Raw genomic sequence first — 25,028 nt, 5'->3', positions numbered from 1 at the left:
ATGAGCAACAAACCCTACTGGATGCTCGCCGGCGGCCTGCTGCTGGTCGGCGCACCGGCGGCGCACGCCGCCGACGGCGCCGACAACGGCCAGTTCAGCGTCTCGGCCGGCGCCGACTACAGCAGCGGCAAGTACGGCAGCACCTCGAACACCGACATCTGGTCGGTGCCGTTCACCGCCGAGTACGCGACCAACAACTGGACCTTCAAGCTGGTGCTGCCGTACATCGACGTCAGCGGTCCGGGCGACGTGATCCCGGGCGTGGGCCAGGTGCACAACAAGAACCCGAAGTCGCGCGGCCACGGCAAGGGTGTCGCGGGCGGCACCACGACCCCGGGCACCGGCACGGTCGGCACCGGTTCGGCCTCGGGCCTGGGCGACGTGGTGGCCTCGGCCGGCTACCAGCTGTTCGCCAGCAGCGACCAGAGTTTCGGCGTCGACCTCACCGGCAAGATCAAGTTCGGCACCGCCGACGCGGACAAGGGACTGGGCACCGGCAAGAACGACTACGGCCTCTCGCTGGACACCTACAAGACCTCCGGCAACTGGACGGCCTTCGGCGGCGTGGGTTGGATGAAGTACGGCAGCTCGCAGTACATCCAGCTCAGGAACGGCTTCAATGCCACCGTGGGCGCGCAGTACAAGCTCAACGGCAACGACAGCTTCGGCGCGTACTACTACTACCGCGAGCGCATCGCCGCAGGCGGCGCGCCGCAGAGCGAACTGACCGGCTACTGGAACCACAAGCTCGGCAACGGCTGGCGCTTGCAGACCTACGTGATGGGCGGCTTCGCCAACGGCAGCCCGGACTACGGTGCGGGCGTCACGGTCAAGTACACGTTCTGAGCGGTGGTGTGGCGCCGCGTGCGGCGCCATGCATGCAAGGGAAGCGACCGGTGTGTCGGGTCGCTTCCCTTTTGCCGAGTTACGGCTTGCCGCCCATCATCTGTTCGCGTCGCGCGCGGAATTCGCTGTCCTTCGACCATTGCGGCCACGCGTCGCCATCGACGAGCTGGCGACCCACGCCGTACAGCGCCTGCATGTCCTCGGCCACGCCGCGGAAATCCCAGTGCGGGTCGTACACGTCCTTCGTGGTGTGGTAGCGGTGCGCGGTGTAGTCGGCCAGCGCCGCGTTGCCTGCCGCGGTGCCGCCGTGCACCAGGTCGTTGCCGGTGAGCGTGTCCATCGCCGGCACGCCGGCCTTGGCGAAGCTGAAGTGGTCGGAGCGGAAGTAGAAGCCGTTCTCGGGCGTGGTCTCCGGCGTGGCCACGCGGCCCTGCTTCGCCAGCACGCCCTTGAGGATGTCCTCCAGTTGCGACTGGCCGTAGCCCACCACGATCATGTTCCGGGTGGGGCCGATGATGGACAGCGCGTCCATGTTGATGTCGGCCACGGTCTTGTCCAGCGGAAAGACCGGATGCATCGCGTAGTACCGCGAGCCCAGCAGGCCGGCTTCCTCCAGCGTCACCGCGGCGAACAGCAGCGAGCGCCGCGGCTTGGGCTGTTGCTGCGCGAACGCGCCGGCGATGGTGAGCAGGCCGGCGATGCCGGTGCCGTTGTCGATCGCGCCGTTGTAGATCTGGTGGCCCTTGAGCCTGGGGTCGCGGCCGAAGTGGTCCCAGTGCGCGCTGTAGACGATCGCCTCGTCCGGTCGCGTGCTGCCCTTGAGCAGGCCCAGCACGTTGCGGGTGACGCCATGGGCGATCGTGCTGTCCAGGGTGATCGAGGCCTTGGCCGGCAGCGCCACCGGCTTGAAGCCGCGCTGCGAGGCCGCGGCCTTCAACTGGTCGAAGTCGAGCCCTGATTTGGCGAACAGCCGGCGCGCGGCGTCGGTGGTCAGCCAGCCCGCCACCGGCAGTCGTGGCGCGGGGTCCTCGCTGGCCGGCAGGCTGAGCTGCGGGCCTTCGCCGCTGTTCACCAGCACCGTCCACGGATAGCCCGCCGCGCCGGTGTCGTGCACGATGAAGCAGGCGGCGGCGCCCTTGCGCGCGGCTTCCTCGTACTTGTAGGTCCAGCGGCCGTAGTAGGTCATGGCGCGGCCCTTGAACAGCTTGGGGTCGTTGCTGGCGTAGCCAGGATCGTTGACCAGCACGATCACTGTCTTGCCCTTCACGTCGAGACCCGCGTAGTCGTTCCACTGCCAGGCCGGCGCGTCCACGCCGTAGCCCACGAACACGATGTCCGAATCCTTCAGCGTCACCTGCGGCTTCGCCTGCAGCGTACCGGCCAGCATCTCGCTGCGGTTCGCGAAGTGCTGCGTGCCGCCGCCCTCGGCCACGTCCAGCGTCACGCCCTTGTTGTCCAGCAAGGTGGACACGTAGGGCACGTCCTGGAACCAGGAGCCGTGGTTGCCGGGCTCAAGGCCCAGCTTCCTGAACTGCTCCACGATGTAGGCCGTGGCGCGCTCCCCGCCCGGCGTGCCGGGCTTGCGCCCTTCCATCGCGTCCGCGGAGATCGCCTTTTCGTAGCCGGCGAAGCGCTGCGGCGTGATCGCCGGCGAGAACAGGCCCGCGCTGGAGCTGGCCGTGGCCGGGCCGTCGGCCCATGCGGGTGTGGTGGCGAGCGCGGCGAGCAGGGCGAAGAGGATGCGGGGATGCATGGGGATTTCCTCCGGATGGCGCGGGTTCGAGTCTAGCAAGGCACTCGTATCCCCCGACACGGTAGGATGCGGCCATGGCGGCGGTCGCCGCCCGTGCCACGCAGCGGGTCGCGGATGAAGGGTAAGGCCACATCGTTCGATATCGCCCATCTCGCCGGGGTCTCCCAGTCCACGGTGTCGCGGGCGCTGCGCGGCAGTCCGCTGGTCAGCGAGGAGACGCGGCGGCGCATCCAGTCGGCGGCCGACACGCTGAACTACAAGGTGGACAAGAACGCGTCCAACCTGCGCCGCAAGCACACGGGCACGTTGGCGCTGCTGCTGTTCGAGGACCCCACCGCCGACGACTCGCACATCAATCCGTTCTTCCTGTCGATGCTGGGCTCGATCACCCGCGCCAGCGCGCAGCGGGGCTACGACCTGCTGATCTCGTTCCAGCAGTTCTCGCGCGACTGGCATGCGGACTTCGCCGGCAGCCAGAAGGCCGACGGCCTGATCCTGCTCGGCTACGGCGACTACCAGTCGCACCGCGACAAGCTGGAGAAGCTCGTTGCGCAGGGCACGCGCTTCGTGCGCTGGGGCGCGGTGCTGCCGGGGCAGCCCGGCGTGTCGATCGGCTGCGACAACCATGCGGGCGGCCAGCTCGCGACCGCGCACCTGCTGGCCCGGGGCTGCCGGCGCATCGCCTTCCTGGGCGACGCCACGCCGCACTACCCGGAGTTCCACGAGCGCTACCACGGCTACGCGGCGGCGTTGGGCGAAGCCGGCCTGGCGGTGGACGAGGCGCTGCAGGCCGACGCCGAGACCACCGAGCGCGCCGGCTACGAGGCGGCCGAACTGCTGCTGGAACGCGGCGTTCCGTTCGACGGCATCTTCGCCGCCAGCGACCTGATCGCCATCGGGGCGTTGCGCGCGCTGGCCGAGCGCGGACTCGCGGTGCCCGGCGACGTGGCGGTGGCCGGCTTCGACGACATCCCGATGGCCAGCTTCGTCAATCCCGCGCTCACCACCGTGCGGCAGGACACCGGCAGGGCCGGCGAGGTGCTGGTCGATCAACTGCTGCGGCTGATCCGCGGCGAGGGCGCCGAGAGCGCAATGCTGCCGGTGGAGCTGAAGGTGCGGCGCTCCAGCCTGCACGGCTAGGGAAGGTCCGATCAACCGGCTGCCGGCACGTCATTCCTGCGGAAGCAGGAATCCAGTGCCTTGGTGTTCCGTGGCTTGCAGGCACTGGATGACCAGCTTCGCTGTTGTGAAGCGCCTTCAGCCTTCGCTGGGATGACGAGCAAAATCAGGCCATCCACGACGCGTCGCGAGGCTTCAGCGGCCGACGCCGTCGTCCCAGCGCAGGAACAGCGGCAGCATCTTCGCCCACGAGGCCTGCTCGTGCCTGCCGCCGGGCAGCAGGTAGACGGCGACATCGGCGCGTTGCCCCGGATGCGCGGCGTAGTCGGGGTTCACGCTGCAGCCGAGCTGGCGCAGGCCGCGCAGGCGGAAGCCGTCCGCCGCGCGGTAGCCATCGACGAGATCGCGGATGTCGCCGATCACGTCGATCACGCCGTCATGGTCGCGGTCGCTGGTTTCCTCGGCGGTGCCGGCGGCGAACCAGAAGCGCAGCTGCGGGCGTTTCGGCCCGCGGTCGACCATGCGCTGGGCCAGCCGCGTGCGTTCCACCGCGTCGTCGCTGCTGCGGTCGGCGGCAAGCCAGAACGAGGGCGAGAATGCGCCGACGCGTCCGAACACCTCCGGGTACTGCCAGCCGAGGTTGAACGCGTTGAGTCCGCCCAGCGACCAGCCCAGCATGCTGCGCGAGGCGGCATCGCGGCGCGTGCGGTAATGCGCGTCGATGTACGGCACCAGTTGCGTGGCGAGCCATTGCGAATAGTCGTGGGCGCGGCGACCCACCGGGCCGTACTTGGTATCGGCCGGCAGGCTGCGCCGATGCGCGCGGTCGGACAGGCCGTAGATGCCCATGCGGTCGCGCAGCATGTGCACCGCCACCACGATGGGCGGGCGGATCGCATGCGCGCGGCACAGCGCGGTGAGCGTGGGCAGCAGCCCGACCGCGGGCATGTCCTGTCCGTCGTCCGCGTACACCACGCGGTAGCGATGCTGCGTGCCGGCGTAGTCGCCGGGCAGGTAGACGTCCACCGTGATGCGTTCCGGCGCGAAGGCCGCAGCGTCCAGCTGCAGCGTGCGCTGCACGGGCGTGCAGGCATCGGCGGCGAAGGTATGCAGCGGCCAGCAGGCGAACAGCAGCGCAAGCAGGCCGCCGTGCCTCATGCCGCTTCGCCCGTGCCCGGCTCCTCCACGCGCAGCGTGCACAGTCCCGCCACCAGCAGGCTCGCGCCGCCCAGCGCCAGCGCCCAGATCGGCTGGTCGTGGAAGAACCATTTCAGCAGTACGCCCAGCACGCTGGCGGCGAGCAGCTGCGGGATCACGATGAAGAAATTGAAGATGCCCATGTAGATGCCCATCTTCGCCGCGGGCAGGTTGTCCGACAGCATCGCGTAGGGCAGCGACAGGATCGACGCCCACGCGAAGCCCACGCCGACCATCGAGGCGACCAGCCAGCGCGGGTCGCGGACGACGAGGAACGAGAGCAGTCCCAGGCCGCCCAGCCACAGGTTGATCAGGTGGCTCCAGCGCAGGCCGCAGGCGCGCACCAGCAGCGGGATCGCGATGGCCGCCAGCACGCCCACGCCGTTGTAGGTTCCCATCAGCACGCCAGCCCAGTTCGCGCCCGTGTTGTAGGCGGCGGAGGTGGGGTCGGCGCTGCCGTAGAAGTGGCCGGCGACGGCGGGCGTGGTGTTGATCCACATCGCGAACATCGCGAACCAGGAAAAGAACTGCACCCAGTTCAGCCGGCGCATCGCGCGCGGCATGCCGTAGAGGTCGCCCATGATCTGGCGCAGCACGCCCTGGCGGCGCGTGCGGGCCAGCCACACGAACAGCGCGCCGGCGCCGGCCAGGCCGCCAGCAAGGAGATAGAGCTCATCGCGCAGCGCGTAGTGACGGATCAGCGCCAGCAGCGCGAGGCCGAGCAGCAGGAACAAGGTGCCGAGCTTCCACGCGCCAGTCACGTTTGCCGGTGCTTCCGCCACGTGGTTGTCGGCGAAGGCTTCCAGTTGTTCCGGCGGGTATTCGCGCGTGGTGCAGATCGTCCACAGCATCGCGCCCAGCAGCACCGCCGCGCCCGCGTAGAAGGCGTACATCACCGAGTGCGGCACCATGCCGGGCGGCGCGGTGTTGGCCACGCCGAAGCGGGTGAGCAGCCAGGGCAGGAGCGAGGCCACCACGGCGCCCACGCCGATGAAGACGCTCTGCATCGCGTAGCCCAGCGGGCGCTGGCGCGGCGGCAGCTGGTCGCCCACGAAGGCGCGGAACGGCTCCATCGACACGTTGAACGAGGCATCCATGATCCACAGCAGTCCCGCCGCCACCCACAGCGTGGGCGAGTTCGGCATCGCCAGCAGGGCCAGGGTGGCCAGCACCGCGCCCGCGAAGAAATAGGGACGGCGGCGGCCGAAGCGGTTCCAGGTGCGGTCGGAGAAATAGCCGATCAGCGGCTGCACGATCAGGCCGGTGAACGGCGCGGCGATCCACAGCACCGGGATCTGGTCCACGTTCGCGCCCAGCGTCTGGAAGATGCGGCTGACGTTGGCGTTCTGCAGCGCGAAGCCGAACTGGATGCCCAGGAAGCCGAAGCACATGTTCCAGATCTGCCAGAACGACAGCTCGGGCTTGCGCGTCATGGAGCGGTCTTCGTGGTCAGGGGAACGATGCGCAGCGCGCCGACGTCGGCGTCGTTCAGCGGACCGTCGCTGCCGCCCACGCCGCCGGTGTAGTGTGCGTTGTGCGCGAGGTAGCTCATGTTGAAGCCCTGCTGCAGCGCGAAGCTGCAGTGCGCGCCCGCATTCGCGCTGAACTCCGCCGTGGTGGAAAGCTGCTCGCCCGTGCTGTGCGGCATCACCATCGGCACGGTCTGCACCGGGCTGCCCTCGCAGCGGATCTCCAACTGCTTCACTGCGGCGGTGACGCCGGTGATGATCGGGCCGTGGTCGTTGCGATAGCGCAGCGCCACCTGGTAGCGGCCGGCGGCGGGCGCGACCCATGCGCGCGGCCACGCGCCGTCGATGTTGGCGAACGGGCCTTCGCATTGCGGCAGGCTGGGCAGCGATTCGAGATGGTCGGCACCCACCTGCGTGAGGCTGAAGCACTGCAGTGCGTCGACCGCGGGCACGGCGAGCGTGCCGTCGATGGCGCCCACGCGCTGGCCGTTGAGATAGAGCGTGCCGGGTGCGCTGCTGCGCACCTGCCAGTTCGCGCCGTCGCGCGTCACCTCCGGCGCGGCCGGGGCGACCGGCGCGAACGGCGGCACCTTGCTGCGCAACGGCAGCTCCGGCACCTTGACCGCCTTCAGCTGCACCACGCTCTCGTCGCCGTGCTGTTCGACGCGGTCGGCCACCAGCAGGTTGCCGTCCAGCCGGTCCGGACGCCGCAGGGTGATGCGCTGGCCGGGCAGTTGCAGGCTGATCGTCTCTTTGTTGCCGAACAGCATGGGCACCAGCGAGACGGGCAGCTTGGGTTCGATGCGGCCGTCGTTGCCGAGGCCGAACACGCCTTCGCCCACCATCGCGAGATAGGCCGCCACCGACCACAGCTGGCGCGGCGAGTCCACCACGGGCCCGCTGAGCTTGCCGTCGTCCACGTGGGTGGCCTGGGTGGTGAGCTCGTAGTTCTCCATGTTGGAGCCGGCCAGCGCGGCGCCGCGCATCAGCGAGGCGATCTCGAACGCGATGTGCGCGGGGTCGTCGAGCTTGCGCGCGGCGCGCAGCGCGTAGGCGCTCACGAACGGCCAGATCGCGCGGTTGTGGTAGATCGCCTGGTCGCTGCGCTCGGGCCAGATCACCGGGCTGCCGGCGGGCCACACCGGGTAGTTCGACAGGGCCTGCCGCGCGCGGTCGGCGTCGGCCACGCCGCTGTCGATGGCCAGGGCGATGCCGAGCAGGTCGTAGGTGTCGATGGGCGTGCCGTCGCCGCCGAGGTAGCTCATGTACATGCCGCGGTCGGCGCGCCAGAAGCGCGCGTTGATCGCGGCCTTCAGCGCATCCGCCTGCGCCCGGTATTCCGCGGCGCCCGCATCGTGGCGCTCGCCGGCCATGCGCGCGGCCAGCTCCAGCGCCTGGTAGTGCAGCACGTTGGTGGACAGCGCGTAGGACTGCGCGATCGGCACCACGTCCTCCGCCGTGTTCGCGTGGTAGGTCTGCTTGCGCCAGTCGAGGAAGGAAGTCTCGCCGCGGTACAGGCCCGTGCCGGCGTCGAACGCGTACTGGCGATCCTGCGCCAGCGTGTTGACGAGCGCCTGCCAGGCGTCGTCGGCGAACGCGGCGTCGTCCAGCAGGTGGCGCGCGCCGAGGAACCACACCACGCGGTCGGTGCTCACCGGCCAGCTGCCGCCCGAGCCGGTGTCCTGCATGATGTACGGGCCCTTGGGCACGCCCGCCACGCGGCTGTCGGAGAGCTTGAACAGCAGGCCGTTGCGCGAGCGCGCGGCGTCGAAGCGCCACAGGCCGAGATCCACCGAGTAGGCGAGGTCGCGCGTCCACACGAAGGGCCATTTTTCGCCGGTGGCGAAGCAGTGGCAGGGGATGGGCTGGTCGTGGTCGTAGGCGCCGTCGCGGATCGCGGCGACGGAATCCAGGCGGAGGTCGTCCTGCGCCATCGCGTACAGGCCGTCGAACAGGGGGCTCGCGGTCCGCACGGCGAAAGGCTGCACGGGGATCGCCCGCCTGGCGTGCGTGGCCTGCAGCAGGAAGCCGCCGCCGGGCTGCATCGTCATGCTGGCGGTCTGGCCGCGCCATTGCAGGCTGTCGTGCCAGAGCGGCCCGTGCGCGCCGGCGGTCAATGCCATCATCAGGCTGCTGAAAATGCTGATCACGATGTCACCTCGATCCGGAAGGCGTGCCCCTTGCCCGCATGCGGCAGTGGACGGTGCACCGGCAAGTGGCGCCGCCGTCGCTGCAGGTGCCCCATGTTCCCCCAAAACGGCGTCATGGTTCAGTGCATGCGCAGCTGCAGCGTGCGCGCCGTGGCGGCGTCGAGCAAGAGCACGGTGACCGGGCCATAGCGGTCGCTGCCGGTGCTCCAGCCCTCGCCCCCGGCGGCTTCGAGCGCGGCCGGCGTCGCGGCGTGCGCCAGCGCGTGGCCGCCGGCATCCACCACGGCGGCGGCCATGCCGTGCACGCGCACCAGCCAGTGGCGCAGCGCGGGGCGGTAGCTGCCTTCGGGCGCCGCGGTGCTGAACTCCACCGTGTCGCCGCTGCGCTGCGTGGCGAGGCGCTGCCGGAAGTACGCGCCGTCCGCATAGGCGTAGGTTTCGCCGTCGTCGTCGTAATAGTCGAAGTGGCTGGTTGTGGCGGCGGGGAACACGTCCACGGTGACGGTGGTCAGCGGATGCTCGGTGGTCCAGTCCATCGCCGGCTGGGTGGGGATGATGGCGCCGGCGCGGATGAACAGCGGGATGTCGTCCCACTTCTTCGCATCCGTGGCGACGGTGATGGTCTGGCCGCCTTGGTACTGCTTGCCGCTGAACCACTCGGTCCAGCTGCCGGCGGGCAGGTAGACCTGCTTGCTGGTCTGGCCTTGCTGCACCACCGGCGCCACCAGCAGCCAGTCGCCGAACAGCCACGCCTCCGTGTCGTTGCGCAGCTTCGCGTCCTGCGGCCACACGAAGTTGAGCGGTTGCACCAGGCCCAGGCCGCGCGCGCTGGCGCGGTGCTGGTAGGCGTAGATGTAGGGCAGCAGGGTGTAGCGCAGCCGCATGGCCTTGGTCGCGGCGGCCTCGGCCACCGGGCCGTAGCGCCACGGCTGGCGCTTCTCGTCGAGTTCGCCGTGCACGCGGAAGATCGGCGTGAACGCGCCGAACTCGATCCAGCGCGCGTAGTTCTCGTCGGACGGATGGCCGTGGAAGCCGCCGCCGTCCATGCCCCACTGCATCTCGCCCACATTGATGGCGCTGAGCATGCGCTCGCGCTGGCCGGCCATGCTGGCCCAGCTGGAGGGAATGTCGCCCGACCACAGGCCGTAGGCATAACGTTGCGCGCCCAGCCAGAAATTGCGGTTGATCGACCACACGCGCAGCTTCGAGTGCGCGCGCTGGCCGTCCCAGGTGGCGCGCTGCATGTTGAGGAACTGGGTGTTGCTCGGCGTGGTGTCGGCCTCGTCGTTCCACCAGCCCACGATGCCGGTGTCGAAGCTCTGCGCAAGCTGCGGGTTGAACCACCACGCGCGTGCGGCCGGCTTGTCGAAGTCGATGTCCTTCACCGGCAGGTGCGAGAAATAATCGGGACTGGCCTTTTCGCCCGGCAGCCACAGGTCGTGCGCGGTGGCATAGCGGCCTTCCACCGTATCCACGTGCACGCGCGGCTTCATGATGCCGGTCATGTGCACGCCGAGCGCATCCATGTCGGCCTTCAGCCTGCCGCCGGGGCCGTCGGGGAATTTCCGTGCGTTCCAGCGGAATTCGCCCCAGTCCTTGCCCCAGTCCTTCCAGTCGAAGTCGAAGGTGAAGCCGTCGAGCGGGATGTGCCTGGCGCGGTAGGTGGCGATGATGTCGCGGAATTCCTTTTCGTCGATGCCCCACTGGCTGTTGATGAAGCCGTTCGCCCATTTCGGGAACATCGGCGCGTGGCCGCTGAGGTCGGCGAGTTCGCCGAACAGTTCGGCGGGCGTGCCGGCGAGGATGTAGTAGTCGGCGTCGGGGCGCGCGTACTTGCCGATGGCGATGCGGCCGGCGGCGAGGTCGAAGTCCGCACCGTCGCAATCGACCAGCACGCCGTAGCCGGCGGTGCTCCACACGAACGGGGCGCCGGCGTGTCCCTGTTCGCCGGCCTTCGCCACCTGCGCGCCCTGGCGCAGGATGCCGGCGCGGGTGTCCTTCTCGAACGCGTCGTAGCCGCCGATGCCGTACAGCGCGTCGGCGGGGGCGTGGTCCAGCACGATGCGGCCCTGCGCCAGCGCGGCGAGGTCGGTCTGCTGCAGCAGGGGACGGCCTTGCGCGTCGCTCACCTCGAGCTTGCCGCTGGCGCGATGCCAGGTGGCGACGAGGCGGTCCGAGCGCAGCGTGACCGTGTCGCCGTCCTGCTGCAGCTGCGGCCGGAACGACGCGGCGACCGGATGTGGCGCCATCACCAGGCCGGGCGCGCTGGCGCCGCCTTGCGGCAGGTAATGCACACGCAGCACGCCGGGCGCGACCAGCCGCAGCGACACGCTGCCGTCGCCCAGCGCGAGCCGGACGTCGTCGGCGCCGACGACGCGCACCGACGCCACGGCGGCGTCCGGCGCGGCCTGCGCCAGCGGGACAAGGCCCAGGCCGATCAGCACGGTGAGGGCGAGCGCGTGCAGTTTCGGGGTCGTCATCGTGCGGCTCCTTCGGAAATCAATGCAGGATCGCGCTGCCGTAGGCGGGCAGTTGCAGGCGGCCGTCGGCCACGGTGGTGCCGGGCAGGCTGTGTTCGAGCAGGCCGCGGAAGCGTTGCGCGGGCAGCGTCACGGTCTGCGGCCGGCCGGACAGATTGTGCAGCACCAGCACGTCGCCGCGCGCATCGTCCAGTTCCCAGGCCGCCACCTGCGCGCCGGCCTCGCGCCAGTTGTGCAGTACGCCGTCGCGCAGCGCGGGGATGTCGCGGCGCCACTGGATCAGCATGCGGTACCAGTTGAGCAAGGAATGCGGATCGGCCTGCTGGGCTTCCACCGATACCGCACTGCCGTCGCCCGCGCTCCAGCCTTCCCAGCTGGTTTCGCCCCGGCCCTTGCCGGCGCGGTACCAGCGCATGGGTTCGCGCAGCTGCGGGTCGGGCTTGGTGCCGCGCATGCCCAGTTCCTCGCCGTAGTAGACGAAGGGATGGCCAGGCAGGGTGAGCAGCATCGCGGCGGCGGTGCGCATGTGTTCGGCGTTGCCGTCGAGCTGGCTCATCACGCGTTCCTGGTCGTGGTTGGACAGGAAGGGCGCGTCGTCGAAGCGGCCGTGCGCCGCGGCGCGGTAGGCGGCATCCATGCGCTCCAGCGTGGCGCCGATGTCGCGGTCGCGCTCCTGCTTCGCGCTGTCGATCAGGCGGGTGGCGAGCGGGAAGTTGAACACCGCATCCAGCGAGGCCATCCACGGCACCAGTTCGTCCGGGTGGTGCCGCGCCACTTCGCCCACCAGCCACGCATGCGGGTTCGACACGTCGATGCCCTGGTGGAACTCGCGCCACCACGCGAGGTTCTTCTTCAGCGCGACGGGGTTGTCCGCGTCGGTCTCCAGGTCGTCGTAGATGTGCTGGGCGGCATCGAGGCGGAAGCCGTCCACGCCCTTGTCCAGCCAGAACCGGCCGATTTTGATCATCTCGGCGCGCACGGCGGGGTTGTCGTAATTGAGGTCGGGCATCTGCGCCACGAACACGCCGAGGTAGTGCTGCGCCGGGTCCGGGCTGTTGCCCGGCAGCGCGTGCCAGACCGGATCGCCGGTGGCGCCGATCTGCTTGAGGTCGGTGGCGGGCGTGGCCCATTCGTACCACTGGCGGTACGGGCTGTGCGGGTCCTGCGCGGCCTTGAACCACGGCGACTCGTCGCTGCTGTGGTTGATCACCAGGTCCATCACCACCTTGATGCCGCGCTTGTGCGCCTCGCGCAGCAGGCGCTCGAAGTCGGCCATGGTGCCGTACTGCGGGTTGATCGCCTCGTAGTCGGTGATGTCGTAGCCGTGGTAGCTCGGCGAGGGGTTGATCGGCATCAGCCAGATGCCGTCCACGCCCAGCGACTTGAGGTAATCGAGCCTGGCGGTGACGCCGTTGAGGTCGCCGATGCCGTCGCCGTCGGTGTCGTACCAGCTGCGCACGAAGATCTCGTAGTAGGTGTCGGACGGCGCCGCCGTCGGAGCTGCCGGCGTGGCGGCCGGTGCGGGTTCGGCCGGCAGCAGCAGCGCGGCGGACAGCAGCAGGGCGAGGCGCAGGGGTGTTCTCATGGCGTTTCCGTGGGAAAGGTCGTGGGCATGGGTCAGGCCTCGGCGGGCGCGGGCATGCCGCAGTGGCGCGCCACGAACTCGTGGTGCGGCGGCAGCGTGGCCGCCGCGCGGCCGACCAGGGTGCGCACGTTGGCGAGGAAATGGTCGAGTTGCTGGTCGCTCAGTGCGTCGGCCAGCGGGTGGTGGCGTGCCGGTTCGATGCGCTGGCCCAGCAGCACCTGCAGCCAGCCGGTCTCGGCGAACAGCTCGTCGCCCTCGCGGAAGATCATGCCGGTGCGCCGGAACAGCTCGATGCGCCGTGCCAGTCCGGGCGGGATCTCCATCGCGCCGCACTGTCGCCAGAACGGCGTGTCGCTGCGCTCGGTGGCCTTGTAGTGCAGGATCAGGAAGTCGCGCACACGCTCATACTCGAAACGGGTCTGGCGGTTGTACTCGTCGACGAGCATAGGGTCGCAATGGCGGTCGGGGAACATCGCCAGCAGGCGGTTCACGCCGGACTGCACCAGGTGGATGCTGGTCGACTCCAGCGGCTCCATGAAGCCCGCGGCCAGGCCCAGCGCGAGGCAGTTGCGGCTCCAGGCCTGCTTGCGCATGCCGGTGACGAAGCGCAGCGGGCGCGGATCGCCCAGCGCCTCGGTTTCCAGGTTCGCCAGCAGCTGCGCGGCGGCTTCGTCGTCGCTGACGAAGCGGCTGCAGTAGACGTGGCCGTTGCCGGTGCGGGTCTGCAGCGGGATGCGCCATTGCCAGCCGGCGCTGCGCGCGCTGGCCTGGGTGTAGGGCCGCATGGCGCCGCCCGGCGCGCTGGCCACCGCCAGCGCGCGGTCGCAGGGCAGCCAGTGCTGCCAGTTCTCGTAGCCGGCCTTCAGCGCGCCCTCGATCAGCAGGCCGCGGAAGCCGGAGCAGTCGATGAAGAAGTCGCCCGCGACCGTGGCGCCGCCTTCCAGCAGCAGCGACTCGATGTAGCCGTCCCCGGCGCGCAGGCGCACGTCGACCACCTTGCCCTCGATGCGTTCCACCACGCCGGGCGCGATGTGCCGGCGCAGGTACTGGCCGTAGCGCAGGGCATCGAAGTGGTAGGCGTAGCGGATGCCGTCCAGCGGGCTGTTCGGCACCGTGTCCATCCGCGCGAAGCGGTTCGCCGCGGCGGCGGCCGCGTTCAGCGAATGCGCCCACAGGCCTGCCGCGCCGGGCCGGCCGCGGCTGCGCAGCCAGTAGTGATGGAACGGCGTCAGCCCCAGCGGCAGGCCGAGGTCGCCGAACGCGTGGAGATAGGACTCGCCCACGCGGGTGAAGTCGTTGAGCTGCACGCCCAGCTTGAACGTGCCATGCACGGCACGCAGCATGTCGTCCTCATCCAGGCCGAGGAAGCGGTTCACGTGCAGGATCTGCGGGATCGTCGCCTCGCCCACGCCCACGGTGCCGATCTCGGCCGACTCCACCAGCGCGATCCGCAACTGCGGGCCCAGCGCGCGGGCGAGCAGGGCCGCGGTGAGCCAGCCGGCGGTGCCGCCGCCCACGATCACCAGGCGCCGGATGCGGGCGTCGCCCATGCCGTCGCCCTGGCCGATTCCACCGTCGTCCATGGAACCTCCTGCGCGTGTCGTCGCGTGGAAAAAAGTCCCCGCCGGTTTGCACGCGGCGGGGCACGGAGCGTTGCGCGCGGCGTGTCGCCGCTTACTGGAACTTGTACGACACGCCCAGCGAATAGGTGCGGCCGTAGCGTTCCCACATCAGCACCTGGCGCGGGTCGTTGTTCTGGTACGTGGAGAAGATCTTGTTCGACAGGTTGGAGCCCTGCGCGATCAGGGTCAGGCCCTTGAACCTGCCGCTGTCGAACGTGTAGCTGACCTGCGCGTCGTACTGGTTGCCGCCCTTCAGCGTCTGCTCGATGCGCGTGGCGCTGATGCCCGACACCTCGCCCAGGAAGTCGGAGCGGTAGCTGTCGCTGATGCGTGCCTCGAAGCCGTTGTGCTGGTAGTAGACGGTGGCGTTGACCACCTTCTTGGACAGGCCGGGAACGGTGATCGGCGCGGCATTGCCGGGGTACACCAGCGAGCTCTTGGTGAGGTTGCCGGAGAGGTTCATGCCGAAGCCGTCGAGCGCCGGGGTGAGCAGGTTGAACGGCAGGTTCAAGGTGCCCTGGAGGCCCTTCACGTAGCCGCGGCCGTTGTTGATCGGGCCGCTCACGATGCCGTACGGGGTGCCCAGCAGGCTGAGCTGCGCCGGGCTCAGGGTGAACGGCAGGAAGGAGCTGAAGTCGTACAGGAACGCCGCGTTCGGGTTGATGTAGTCGTGCAGGCCGATGAAGTAGCCCGACACCGAGAAGTAGCCGCCGCCGCCGCCGCGGCACAGGTCCGAGTTCTTCTGGTCGGCGGAGTTGCACTGGTAGCCCGCCGCCGGTCCCGAGAAGTAGTGTTCGTAGCTGACGTTGAAGTTGTCGGCCATGATGGGCGTGAGCTTGGGGTTGCCGCCCGAGGCGCTGAAGAACGACTGGTTCGGATCGGTGTTCTGCAGGTGCGTGAAGTTGCCGGTCACCCCGACGCTGGCGTTCATCTGGTCCATGCGCGGGCGAGCCAGGGTGCGGGCCGCGCTGACGCGCAGGTCGTCGTTGTCGGTGAAGCCGAAGATCAGGTTCGCGCTGGGCAGGTAGCGGGTGTAGCTGTTGCTGCCGGTCACCGGGATCAGCGTGATCAGGTCGCCGGTGGTGGCGCTGCCGGGCGCCACGCGCTCGCCGGTCGCGCGCTGCGAGGTGCGCTGCACCTGCATGCCGAAGTTGCCGCGCAGGCTGACGCCACCGAGGCTGGTGTCGATGTTGAACTGGAAGTACGGGGTGAACACGTTCTCGTGCGTCTTCCAGTCCGGCGGCGTGCCGGTGTTGGAGCCGAACGTGGGCACGTTCACCAGGCTGCCGTTGCCGATCAGGGCGAACGGGTTGTAGCAGAGCTGCCGGCCGATGCCCATCCACGACAGCGGATCGCAGCTGGTGCCGCCCTGGATCGCCGCGGTCGTGACCGCGCTGCCGCCGCTGAGCGTGCCGCCGCCCAGGGTCAGGAACGCCTGGTCGATGTGGTAGGTCTTGTTGCGGTTGCTGTTGCTGATGCCGAACTCCAGGCTGGAGAACGGGCCGCTGCTGAAGCTGCGTTCCACCGACAGCCGCACGTTGGCGAGGTAGTCGACCGTGCGCGGCGCATTGATGAAGCCGGCCTGCACCACGCCGCTGCCGGCGCCCCAGCCCTGCGGGTCGGTCAGCACCACGCCCTGGCCGTAGTTCAGCGACGGGCTGAGCGAGAGCATGCCGTTGCCCAGCTCGTTGAAGCCCACGGTGTCCAGCGCGCCGTTCGCGGCGGTGTAGCCGGTGCCGGAATAGCTTTCGAGGTTGACGTCGTGGCGGGTGGCGCGCGAGTAGTTCGCGTTGGCGTTGATCACCCAGTTCTCGTTGATCGTGAACTTGTTTTCCCAGTTGAAGTTGTAGACCCGCGCGCTCTTGCTGTTGTAGTCGTTGCGGATCACCGGCTTGACGTCGGCGTAGCTGCCGCTGCGCACGAAGCCGTCCTGCACGACGCCGCCGGGCTGCAGCTGCGCTCCGCTCCAGAACAGCGGGAACTCCATGCCCTTGGCCTGCTGCACTTCCTTGAAGTTGTCGTAGGTGAGGTCGATGGTGCCGGTGTAGTGCTCGTTCGGCTGCCACTGCACCGTGGCCAGCACGCCGTTGCGCTTCATCGAGTCGGTGATGCCGTAGTTCTTCGAGCCGCCGATCACGTAGTTGCCCTGGGCGTCATTGGGATAGCCCCATGGCGCCTGGTGCTGGATCTGCGTGGGGCTGTCCTCCAGGTCCACGCCCAGCGTCACGCCCAGGGTGTGGTCGGCGAACTGGTGCACCCACACGCCGTTGACGTTGTGGCCCTTGTTGCTGACGCCCTTGCCGGGCGCCAGCTCGGACATGCTGTTCCAGGTGTACTTGGCGTTCACCGCCGCCTCGGGGCCGCTCTTGTCCAGCGGGCGTATCGTGTGCATGTCCACCGTGCCGGACAAGCCCTGGCCGATCAGGTTGGCCTGCGGGGAAAGGTGCACGACCACGTTGTCGAACCAGCTCGACGGGTACTGGTCGAACTCCACGTCGCGGTTGTTCGAGGTGGACACCTGCTGGCCGCCGTTGATCAGCGCGGTGGAGAAGTCGGGGCCCAGGCCGTGGATGGTCAGCACCTGCGGGCGGCCGTTCAAGGTCTGCACCGCGAGGCCGGGCAGGCGGCCCAGCGTGTCGGCGATGGAGGTGCCGGGCAGCTTGCCGACCTGTTCCGCGGAGACCGCCTCGACGATGGAGTCGGCGTTCCTCTTCAGCGCGGTGGAGTTCTCGATGCTGCTGACGAAGCCGTTCACCTGCACGGCCTGCATCTGCTTCGCCTTGTCCTTCTTGTCGCGCGGGGACAGGGGATTCGAGCTGGCGGTCTGGTCGCTGCCGCTCTGCGGGCCGTCCTGCTGCTGCGCGGCAGGCGCAGGCGCGGTGGCGGCGCTGGCCACGGCGCAGGTGCCGAGGCAGGCCGACGCGATCGCCATGGCCAGCAGCTTGTGTTTCATCAACATGTCTCGTCTCCCCACGAAATTGGTCGGTGTCGTTGTCGCGACGTGTGTCTTCCGGCGCTGCCGTCGGCGGCAGTCGTCGGCAGCCGGCTTGCGCCCATGCTCCCGTCGCGTGACCGCATGGTAGGGCGGTGTTTTCGGCGTGAACGATCCGTGCATACGTATTCATGGCGCGGTGGAGATGCCTTCGTTGCGGTGCAACACAACCTCGACGGGTCCACTGGCGCGAGCCGCCACGTGGGGCGCGAAGCCGCGATGCGTCCGCATCGGCGCGCGACGGTGACCTCGGCGCGCATTCCGTTTGGACGTCCATTTGTTGCAGGCGCATGACGCGACCGCAGCATCCATGAATACGTATGCAGCACAGTGCGGGATCGGCCCGTGCTGCCACTAAGCTGTCCGCCGTTCCGAAGACAGGCGGTCCGGAAAGCCGCTTGCTCCACGTCATGGGGCCCAGCAATGACCGATACACCGTGGTGGCGCGGCGCCGTCATCTACCAGATCTACCCGCGCAGCTTCCTCGACACGGACGGCGACGGCGTGGGCGATCTTCCCGGCATCATCGAGCGGCTCGACTACGTGGCCGGGCTGGGCGTGGACGCGATCTGGGTCGCGCCGTTCTTCCGTTCGCCGATGGCGGACTTCGGCTACGACATCGCCGATCCGCGCGACGTCGACCCGCTGTTCGGCACGCTCGCCGACTTCGACGCGCTGCTTGCGAAGGCGCACCGGCTCGGCCTGAAGGTGATGATCGACCAGGTGCTGAGCCACACCTCGACCGAGCACGAGTGGTTCAAGGAAAGCCGGCAGAGCCGCGACAACCCGAAGGCCGACTGGTACGTGTGGGCCGATGCGCGCGAAGACGGCGGCCCGCCGAACAACTGGCTGTCGCTGTTCGGCGGCAGCGCCTGGCAATGGGAGCCGCGGCGCGGCCAGTACTACCTGCACAACTTCCTCGCCGCGCAGCCCGACCTCGATTTCCACCGCCCCGAAGTACGCGCGGCGGTGCTGGACGACCTGCGCTTCTGGCTGGATCGCGGCGTGGACGGCTTCCGGCTGGATTCGATCAACTTCTGCTTCCACGACGCGCTGCTGCGCGACAACCCGCCCAAGCCCAAGGCCGCGCGCACCGGCCGCGGTTTCAGCGCGGACAACCCCTACGCGTTCCAGTACCACTGGTACAACAACACGCGCCCGGAGAACCTCGCGTTCCTGCAGGACCTGCGCGCGTTGATGGACCGCTACCCCGGCAGCACCGCGCTGGGCGAGATCTCCTCGGAGGATTCGCTGGCCACGATGGCCGAATACACCAGCGGCCACCGCCTGCACATGGGCTACAGCTTCGAGCTGCTCACCGACGATTTCAGCGCCGCCTACATCCGCGACACCGTGCGCGCGCAGGAAGCGAAGATGACCGAAGGCTGGCCGTGCTGGGCGATCTCCAACCACGACGTGGAGCGCGTGCTCAGCCGCTGGGGCAACGGCCATGGCTCGGCCGCGATGGCGAACCAGCTCACCGCGCTGGTGTGTTCGCTGCGCGGTTCGGTCTGCGTGTACCAGGGCGAGGAACTGGGCCTTACCGAGGTCGAACTGCCTTACGAGGCACTGCGCGATCCCTACGGCATCGCGTTCTGGCCGGAGTTCAAGGGCCGCGACGGCTGCCGCACGCCGATGCCGTGGGACGACGGCGAGCATGCCGGCTTCAGCAGCGCCACGCCGTGGCTGCCGGTGCCGCCCGAGCATCGCGCGCTGAACGCGGCGCGCCAGCAGCGCGATCCCGCCTCCGCGCTCAGCGGCTACCGTCGCTTCCTCGACTGGCGTCGCGGGCAATCCGCGCTGCGCCACGGCAGCATCCGCTTCCTCGACACGGCCGAGCCGGTGCTGGCCTTCGTGCGCGAGCTGGGCGATGAAAGCGTGCTGGTCGTGTTCAACCTCTCCGCCGCGGCAGTGGAGCTTGCATTGCCGTTGCCGGGGGAATGGCAAGCGCTGCAAGGCCACGGACTCGTGACGGGCACGCTGGAGTACGGGCGCCTGCAGTTGCCGGCCAACGGCAGCCTGTTCGCGCGCATGCGCTGAGCGCGTCGCTGCTGCCGGCCACTGTCGGCAGCAATGCACGCGCGGGATGGGTTTTGCGCGCACGCGCAGGCATCATGGCGAACCGCCCCCGTGTGGTTGCTTCCCGTGCCTGCGTCCACCTCCCGTGCCTCCGTGCTGTTCGCGGTAGCCACGCTGCTGATCGCCATGAGTTCGTACCAGCTCGGCGCCGCGCTGGCCAAGCAGCTGTTTCCCGCCGTCGGCGCGCAAGGCGCCACCGCCTGCCGGCTGGGCCTCGGCGCCCTGATCCTGCTGCTGGTGCGGCGGCCGTGGCGCAGGTGGCAGCGCGGCCGCGACCTGCGCGCACTGTGGGGCTACGGCCTGGCGATCGGCGCGATGAACCTGGTGTTCTACATGTCGCTGCGCACGGTCCCGCTGGGCATCGCGGTGGCGCTGGAATTCACCGGGCCGCTCGCGCTGGCCCTGTTCGGCTCGCGCCGCCTGCAGGATTTCGTCTGGATCGCGCTGGTGGTCGCGGGTCTGCTCCTGCTGTTGCCCTTGCGCGGGCAGGCGCATGCGCTCGATCCGGTCGGCGTGATGTACGCGCTGGCCGCCGGCGTGGGCTGGGCCTGCTACATCGTGCTCGGCCAGCGCGCCGGAGCCGAGCATGGCGGCGACGCGGTGACCTGGGGCACCTCGATCGCGGCGCTGGTGGCGATACCGGTCGGCGTGGCGCATGCAGGCAGCGCGCTGTTCAATCCGGCCTTGCTGCCGTTCGCGCTGGGCGTGGCCGTGCTCAGTTCCGCGCTGCCGTATTCGCTGGAGATGATCGCGCTGACGCGCCTGCCCACGCGCAGCTTCGGCACGTTGCTGAGCCTGGAGCCGGCCATTGCGGCTTTGGTTGGCGTGGCGTTGCTGGGGGAGCATCTCAGCCTGCTGCAGTGGTTGGCGATCGTGGCGATCATCGTGGCGGCGGCGGGGACGGCGGTGAGTGTGCGGCGGCCGGTGGTGGAGCCGTTGGTCAACTGAGTGTTTGTGTGCTGGCGCTGATTGTTGCTGGCGCGGTTTTGTAGATTTGGAGCGGTTTCGAGCGCCCTGTGGGCGCCCGAGTTACTTTCTCTTTGCGTGGCCAAAGAGAAAGTAACCAAAGAGAAAGGCCACCCCGGTTGTCGCTTTCCGTCCATCCATGGACGGAAAGTGCGTGAGGTGTGGCCGGGCTTTTCGAGCGGGCTCCTGCCCGCGCGAAAAGGCGTTGCCATCCTTGGCAACGCCCGCTGCGCGGCCTTGTCGTCCCCACCTCACCGCCGCCCAGGGGCCCCGGAAAAGCAGGCGCGCATCGTGCGCGCCAGAGGCAAAAGCAACGGCAATGGCCAAAGCGAAGCACCGCGAGCGTGCGGCGCTTCGCTTTTGATTTTGCTCGTCATCCCAGCGAAGGCTGGGATCCAGTGCCTCTAATCCACGGAACACCAAGGCACTGGATTCCTGCTTTCGCAGGAATGACGAGCAGGTAGTCGATTAATCAGACCGTCCTTGGCTCTGGCTGTGCTCTGGCTGTGCCCTGCTGTCGCTTCTGCGCGCCGGGAGCGCGCTGCTCTATCGGGGCCCCTATGGCGCGGCGGGTGGGTGAAGGAAAGTCCGCAGGATGGCTCGCATGGATGCGAGCCAGTTTTCCGCCGGCACACGGAGGTGCCGTCGGAAAACCCCGTAACCCGCCCGCGCACCCGGAAGGCAGGATGCCTGGAGGGCGCGCCATCGGGGTGTCGTTTCCTCTTGGTTACTTCTCCTTTGGACAAGCAAAGGAGAAGTAACTCGGGCGCCGACAGGCGCACGAAACCGCTTTGTCGCTCACATCCATTCCAAGTCGATCACGACAACTCGATATACCCAGCGACAAACCAAATCACACAGCGAAGCAACCTCTCAACGCCGCCGCGACCCCCGCAAACTGCTGAGCGAAAAACTTGCCACCTCGCCGCCGCCCGGCAGGCGCCGCGACTGTCCCGGCGGAGGCCCCCACGCGTGTGCGGTCACCACTTCCCAGGTGGCGGGGATGCGGCCGTCCACGCGCATCGCCTCGTAGGCGGCGAGCATGGCGCGGTAGTGGGATTTGCCGGTGAGGTGGCGTTCGCGGGCGGCGTCGGCGTGGGTGGCGCCGAGGCCGCGCAGTTCTTCGAGCAGCTTGCGTGGTTCGCTGTAGGTGAGCGTGTAGCGTTCCACGTCCAGCACCGGGTCGCGCAGGCCGGCGTTGATCATCGCGTCGCCGATGTCGTGCATGTCGAGGAAGCGGCTGACGTGGGAGTGGCCGTCCACCGCGGCCCAGGCGGCGCGCAGTTCCTTCAGCGTGTCGGGGCCGAAGGTGGAGAACGCGAGCAGGCCGCCGGGTTTCAGCACGCGGCAGCATTCGCCGAACAGCGCGACGAGGTCGTCGACCCACTGGAAGCACAGGTTGGAGTGCAGCACGTCCACGCTGTGGTCGGGAAACGGCAGCGCGGTGGCTTCGGCGCAGACGCGGCGGAACGGCTTGAGCCAGCCGCTGTGCGCCTTCGCCTCGCGCAGCATCGGCAGCGCGAGGTCGACCGCGATCACCTCGGACTTGGCGTAGCGCTGCTTCAGCAGCGCGGTGCCGCGGCCGGTGCCGGCGCCCACGTCGAGCACGCGCGCGGGCGTTTCCAGGTAGAAGCCCAGCCGGTCCAGCAGCGATTGCTGCACTTCGCGCTGCAAGGCGTCGTGCCGTTCGTAGCTGCGCGCGGCGCGGCCGAAGTTGCGACGCACGCGGTCGCGGTCGAGGTGGAACTCACTCATGGAAGCTGTCCAGCAGAGGCTGCAGCGCCTGCGCCACGTCGTCGGCGTGTGTGAAGAACGGCGCGTGGCCGGCGCGCTCGATCTGCACGAAGCGGCCATGCGCCTGCTGCGCCGACCATTCCATCGCCTGCGGCGGCACCAGCCGGTCGCGGCGTCCGGCGATCCACGCGTTCTGCTGGCGCAGTCCGGGCAGTCGCGCGCGCAGGTCGCGGGTTTCGAGGATGCGGATGCCCTCCTGCAGCACGCGCAGATCCGGTTCGCCGCGCGCGAAAGCAAGTTCGCGCAGGCGGCGCAATTCGGCGCGCGGATCGGGGCTGCCCATCGCCTCCAGCGCGAGGAAGCGCTCGATGGTGGCGTGGTAATCGACTTCCAGGTCCAGCGCGAGCTGGTGCACCAGGGTGGCATCGCTGCCCCAGGGCCAGCTTTCGTCGCGCGCGAACTTCGGCGTGGCGCACAGCATCGCGAGGCCGCGCACCTGCTGCGGATGTTCCAGCGCGGCGGTGAGCGCGATCAGCCCGCCCAGCGACCAGCCCAGCCAGATCGCCGGCGGCGTGGCGGCGGCGATCGCCGCAGCGCAGGCGGAGGGCTCCAGCGGCAGGCCGCAGTCGCGCGATCCGCCATGGCCCGGAAGATCCACCACGTGCATCGTGCAACGGTCGGCCAGGGCTTCCACCAGCGGCGCGAGCACGCCGCCGTGCATGGCCCAGCCGTGCAGCAGCACCAACGGAACGAGACCGTGGCCGGCTTGTTCGATGAAGAGCTTCACGCCCCGCTCCAATCAAATGAAGCGCTTGTTGCGTTCGCCTCCTCTCCCCTCCGGGGAGAGGATTGAGGTGAGGGGCGGGTGCTCGCGCAGGTGTCGCCCAGCGCTGGTTTTGATGAAGGTTCATCGCAAGCATGTCCCCTCGCCCCGGCCCTCTCCCCGGAGGGGAGAGGGAGTTCGCTTGCAGGGAGCAAGTTGGAGCCCACGGCGCCGCGCCCGTCGAACACGAAGCAGTCGCCTTGCCAGTGCGCGCCGTCGGTGAGTTCCAGATATTTCAGGATGCCGCCTTCGAGCTGGCGCACGCACTCGATGCCGAGTTCCTGCATGTGCAGTGCGGCCTTCTCGCAGCGGATGCCGCCGGTGCAGTACGACACCACGGTCTTGTCCGCGAAGCGCGCGCGGTCGGCGGCCACCGCGGCGGGGAAGGCGGTGAAGCTGGCGAGGCGGTAGTCGACCGCGTGCGCGAACCTGCCGACGTCGGTCTCGTAGTCGTTGCGCGTGTCCAGCATCACCACGTCGCGGCCTTCGTCGTCGTGGCCCTGGTCGAGCCAGCGCTTCAGCGTGGGCGCATCCACCGCCGGTGCGCGGCCGCCTTCGGGGCGGATCGCCGGCATGTGCATGGTGATGATTTCCTTCTTCAGCCGCACCCGCAGGCGGCCGAAGGGCACGTCGCCGGAGATCGACTCCTTCGCTTCCAGTCCGGCGAAACGCGCATCCGCGCGCAGCCACGCCATGAACGCATCCACCGCCTCGCGCGGACCGGCGAGGAACAGGTTGATGCCTTCCGGCGCCAGCAGCACGGTGCCCTTCAGCGCCAGCGCTTCGGCGCGTTCGAGCACGCGCTCGCGCAGCGAGGGCAAGTCGTCCAGCGAGACGAAGCGGTAGGCGGCCAGGTTGACGATGTTCATGGAGGGAAAGGCGAGGAGCAGCGGGGCATTATACGTGGCGCCCCGGAGGCGACCCATGCGGCAGACCGGCCAGCGCGTCCAGCAGGCGGTCCACGTGCTCGTCCTCGTGCGCCGCCGAGAGCGTGATGCGCAGCCGCGCCTGGCCTTGCGGCACCGTGGGCGGGCGGATCGCGCCGACCAGCAGGCCGCGTTGTTCCAGCCGTTGCGCGGCATCGAGCGCGGCCTGCGCATCGCCCAGCAGCAGGGGCTGGATCGCGCTGGGCGTATCCATCAGCGGCAGGCCGAGCTGCACTGCGCCGCTGCGGAAGCGGGCGATCAGCGCATGCAGTCTTTCGCGACGCCAGCCCTCGCGGCGTGCGATCTCCACGGCGGTGCAGGCCGCGGCGGCCAGCGCGGGCGGCATCGCGGTGGTGTAGACGTAGGGCCGCGCGAACTGCAGCAGGCCCTCGACCAGCGCAGCCGGGCCGGCCACGAAGGCGCCGCTGCAACCCAGCGCCTTGCCCAGCGTGGCCATCAGCACCGGCACTTCGCGCTGGCCCAGGCCCGCCGCCGCCACGCTGCCGGCGCCGTCGGCGCCCAGCACGCCAAGCCCGTGCGCGTCGTCCACCATCAGCGTGGCGTGCTCGCGTGTGCACAGTGCGGCCAGATCGGCGAGCGGCGCCACGTCGCCGTCCATGCTGAAGACGCCGTCGGTGGCGAGCAGCGCGGCGGCATCCGGTCGTGTCGCCAACTGGCGCGCGGCGGCTTCGACATCGGCATGCGGATAACGCTTCAGCTCGGCGCCGGCCAGTTGCGCGCCGTCCAGCAGGCAGGCGTGGTTGAGCTTGTCCTGCACGCAGAGGTCGCCGCGCGCGAGCAGGGCCTGCATCGCGCCGAGGTTGGCCATGTAGCCGGTGGAAAACAGCAGCGCGCGTTCGCGCCCGGTCCACTCGGCCAGCGCCTCTTCGAGTTGCGCATGCTCGCGGCGATGGCCGCAGATCAGGTGCGCCGAGCCGCTGCCCACGCCTTCGTCGTCGGCGGCGCGCTTGAGGGCGGCGATCAGCTGCGGGTGTTGCGCGAGCCCGAGGTAGTCGTTGCTGCAGAAGCCGAGCAGGCGGCGGCCGTCGCTTTCCAGCCACGGGCCTTCCGCGTGGTCGATCACGCGCAGGCGCCGCAGCAGTTTCACGTGTTCGCGTTCGGACGTCTGGATGGTCAGGCGTTCGAGCAGGTCGGTGCGGGGCATGGAGTTGGCGTGCTCTCGGATGTCATTCCGGCGAAAGCCGGAATCCAGTGCCTCTATCAGGCAGCGAATACGACACTGGATGACTCGCTTCGCTCGCCCCTTTGGGGCCGCCCTTCGGGCGT

16 protein-coding genes are annotated in these 25,028 nt (G+C 69.2%); 4 read left to right on the top strand and 12 right to left on the bottom strand.

Annotation, left to right across the window (positions count from 1 at the left end; all coding sequences use genetic code 11):
* On the top strand, positions 1-846 hold the full coding sequence (locus PCA_RS15775; protein ID WP_181303562.1) for a transporter: 846 nt from the start codon (positions 1-3) through the stop codon (positions 844-846).
* Between the two features lie 79 nt (positions 847-925).
* Here the strand turns inward: PCA_RS15775 and PCA_RS15770 are convergent, their stop codons facing one another.
* A complete protein-coding gene (locus PCA_RS15770) occupies positions 926-2,599 on the bottom strand; it encodes a M28 family metallopeptidase (protein ID WP_181303561.1) in 1,674 nt (557 codons plus the stop codon).
* A 114-nt stretch (positions 2,600-2,713) separates the two neighbouring features.
* Between PCA_RS15770 and PCA_RS15765 the strand changes: the two genes are divergently transcribed.
* Positions 2,714-3,739, top strand: coding sequence for a LacI family DNA-binding transcriptional regulator (locus tag PCA_RS15765; protein ID WP_181303560.1), 1,026 nt, complete (start codon positions 2,714-2,716; stop codon positions 3,737-3,739).
* A 174-nt stretch (positions 3,740-3,913) separates the two neighbouring features.
* Here the strand turns inward: PCA_RS15765 and PCA_RS15760 are convergent, their stop codons facing one another.
* From PCA_RS15760 to PCA_RS15730, 7 genes are all read right to left on the bottom strand, one after another.
* Positions 3,914-4,876: an alpha/beta hydrolase-fold protein gene (locus tag PCA_RS15760; protein ID WP_181303559.1), complete on the bottom strand. Its 963-nt coding sequence runs from the start codon at positions 4,874-4,876 to the stop codon at positions 3,914-3,916.
* Positions 4,873-6,348 (bottom strand): MFS transporter, encoded by a 1,476-nt coding sequence (locus PCA_RS15755; RefSeq protein WP_181303558.1) that lies wholly within the window; start codon positions 6,346-6,348, stop codon positions 4,873-4,875. The genes PCA_RS15760 and PCA_RS15755 overlap by 4 nt, the downstream gene beginning before the upstream one ends.
* Positions 6,345-8,534, bottom strand: a complete 2,190-nt coding sequence (locus PCA_RS15750; protein ID WP_343204489.1) for a Six-hairpin glycosidase-like protein — start codon at positions 8,532-8,534, stop codon at positions 6,345-6,347. The genes PCA_RS15755 and PCA_RS15750 overlap by 4 nt, the downstream gene beginning before the upstream one ends.
* Positions 8,535-8,653: 119 nt before the next feature.
* A complete protein-coding gene (locus tag PCA_RS15745) occupies positions 8,654-11,014 on the bottom strand; it encodes a TIM-barrel domain-containing protein (protein ID WP_181303557.1) in 2,361 nt (786 codons plus the stop codon).
* Positions 11,015-11,033: 19 nt separating this feature from the next.
* Positions 11,034-12,599: an alpha-amylase family glycosyl hydrolase gene (locus PCA_RS15740; protein ID WP_181303556.1), complete on the bottom strand. Its 1,566-nt coding sequence runs from the start codon at positions 12,597-12,599 to the stop codon at positions 11,034-11,036.
* A 32-nt stretch (positions 12,600-12,631) separates the two neighbouring features.
* Positions 12,632-14,149 carry a tryptophan halogenase family protein gene (locus PCA_RS15735; RefSeq protein ID WP_181303579.1) on the bottom strand — a complete coding sequence of 506 codons (1,518 nt, stop codon included), beginning with the start codon at positions 14,147-14,149 and terminating at the stop codon, positions 12,632-12,634.
* Between the two features lie 124 nt (positions 14,150-14,273).
* Positions 14,274-17,180: a TonB-dependent receptor gene (locus PCA_RS15730; RefSeq protein ID WP_181303555.1), complete on the bottom strand. Its 2,907-nt coding sequence runs from the start codon at positions 17,178-17,180 to the stop codon at positions 14,274-14,276.
* 456 nt (positions 17,181-17,636) lie between these two features.
* On the opposite strand from PCA_RS15730, the gene PCA_RS15725 reads away from it, so the two are divergent.
* Entirely contained in the window at positions 17,637-19,253 is a 1,617-nt protein-coding gene (locus PCA_RS15725) for an alpha-glucosidase family protein (protein WP_181303554.1), read from the top strand.
* A 105-nt stretch (positions 19,254-19,358) separates the two neighbouring features.
* Positions 19,359-20,240 (top strand): threonine/homoserine exporter RhtA, encoded by an 882-nt coding sequence (rhtA, locus tag PCA_RS15720; protein ID WP_343204486.1) that lies wholly within the window; start codon positions 19,359-19,361, stop codon positions 20,238-20,240.
* An 891-nt stretch (positions 20,241-21,131) separates the two neighbouring features.
* On the opposite strand, the gene bioC is transcribed toward rhtA, so the two are convergent.
* The 4 genes from bioC to bioF are packed head-to-tail and all read right to left on the bottom strand — an operon-like array spanning position 21,132 to position 24,906.
* The gene (gene bioC / locus PCA_RS15715) at positions 21,132-22,013 is read right to left on the bottom strand and encodes a malonyl-ACP O-methyltransferase BioC (protein WP_181303552.1); all 882 of its coding nucleotides are present in this window, start codon (positions 22,011-22,013) and stop codon (positions 21,132-21,134) included.
* Positions 22,006-22,779: a pimeloyl-ACP methyl ester esterase BioH gene (gene bioH / locus PCA_RS15710; RefSeq protein ID WP_181303551.1), complete on the bottom strand. Its 774-nt coding sequence runs from the start codon at positions 22,777-22,779 to the stop codon at positions 22,006-22,008. Before bioH ends, bioC begins: the two co-directional genes overlap by 8 nt.
* Positions 22,776-23,684: a sulfurtransferase gene (locus PCA_RS15705; RefSeq protein WP_181303550.1), complete on the bottom strand. Its 909-nt coding sequence runs from the start codon at positions 23,682-23,684 to the stop codon at positions 22,776-22,778. Before PCA_RS15705 ends, bioH begins: the two co-directional genes overlap by 4 nt.
* A 28-nt stretch (positions 23,685-23,712) precedes the next feature.
* Positions 23,713-24,906, bottom strand: coding sequence for an 8-amino-7-oxononanoate synthase (gene bioF, locus PCA_RS15700; protein WP_181303549.1), 1,194 nt, complete (start codon positions 24,904-24,906; stop codon positions 23,713-23,715).
* Positions 24,907-25,028: the final 122 nt, after the last annotated feature.

Source organism: Rhodanobacter sp. PCA2 (genome assembly GCF_013620825.1).
Lineage (GTDB): Bacteria > Pseudomonadota > Gammaproteobacteria > Xanthomonadales > Rhodanobacteraceae > Rhodanobacter_A.
Note: the sequence above shows the minus strand (reverse complement) of the source record. Positions and strands in the feature narration are given on the sequence as shown.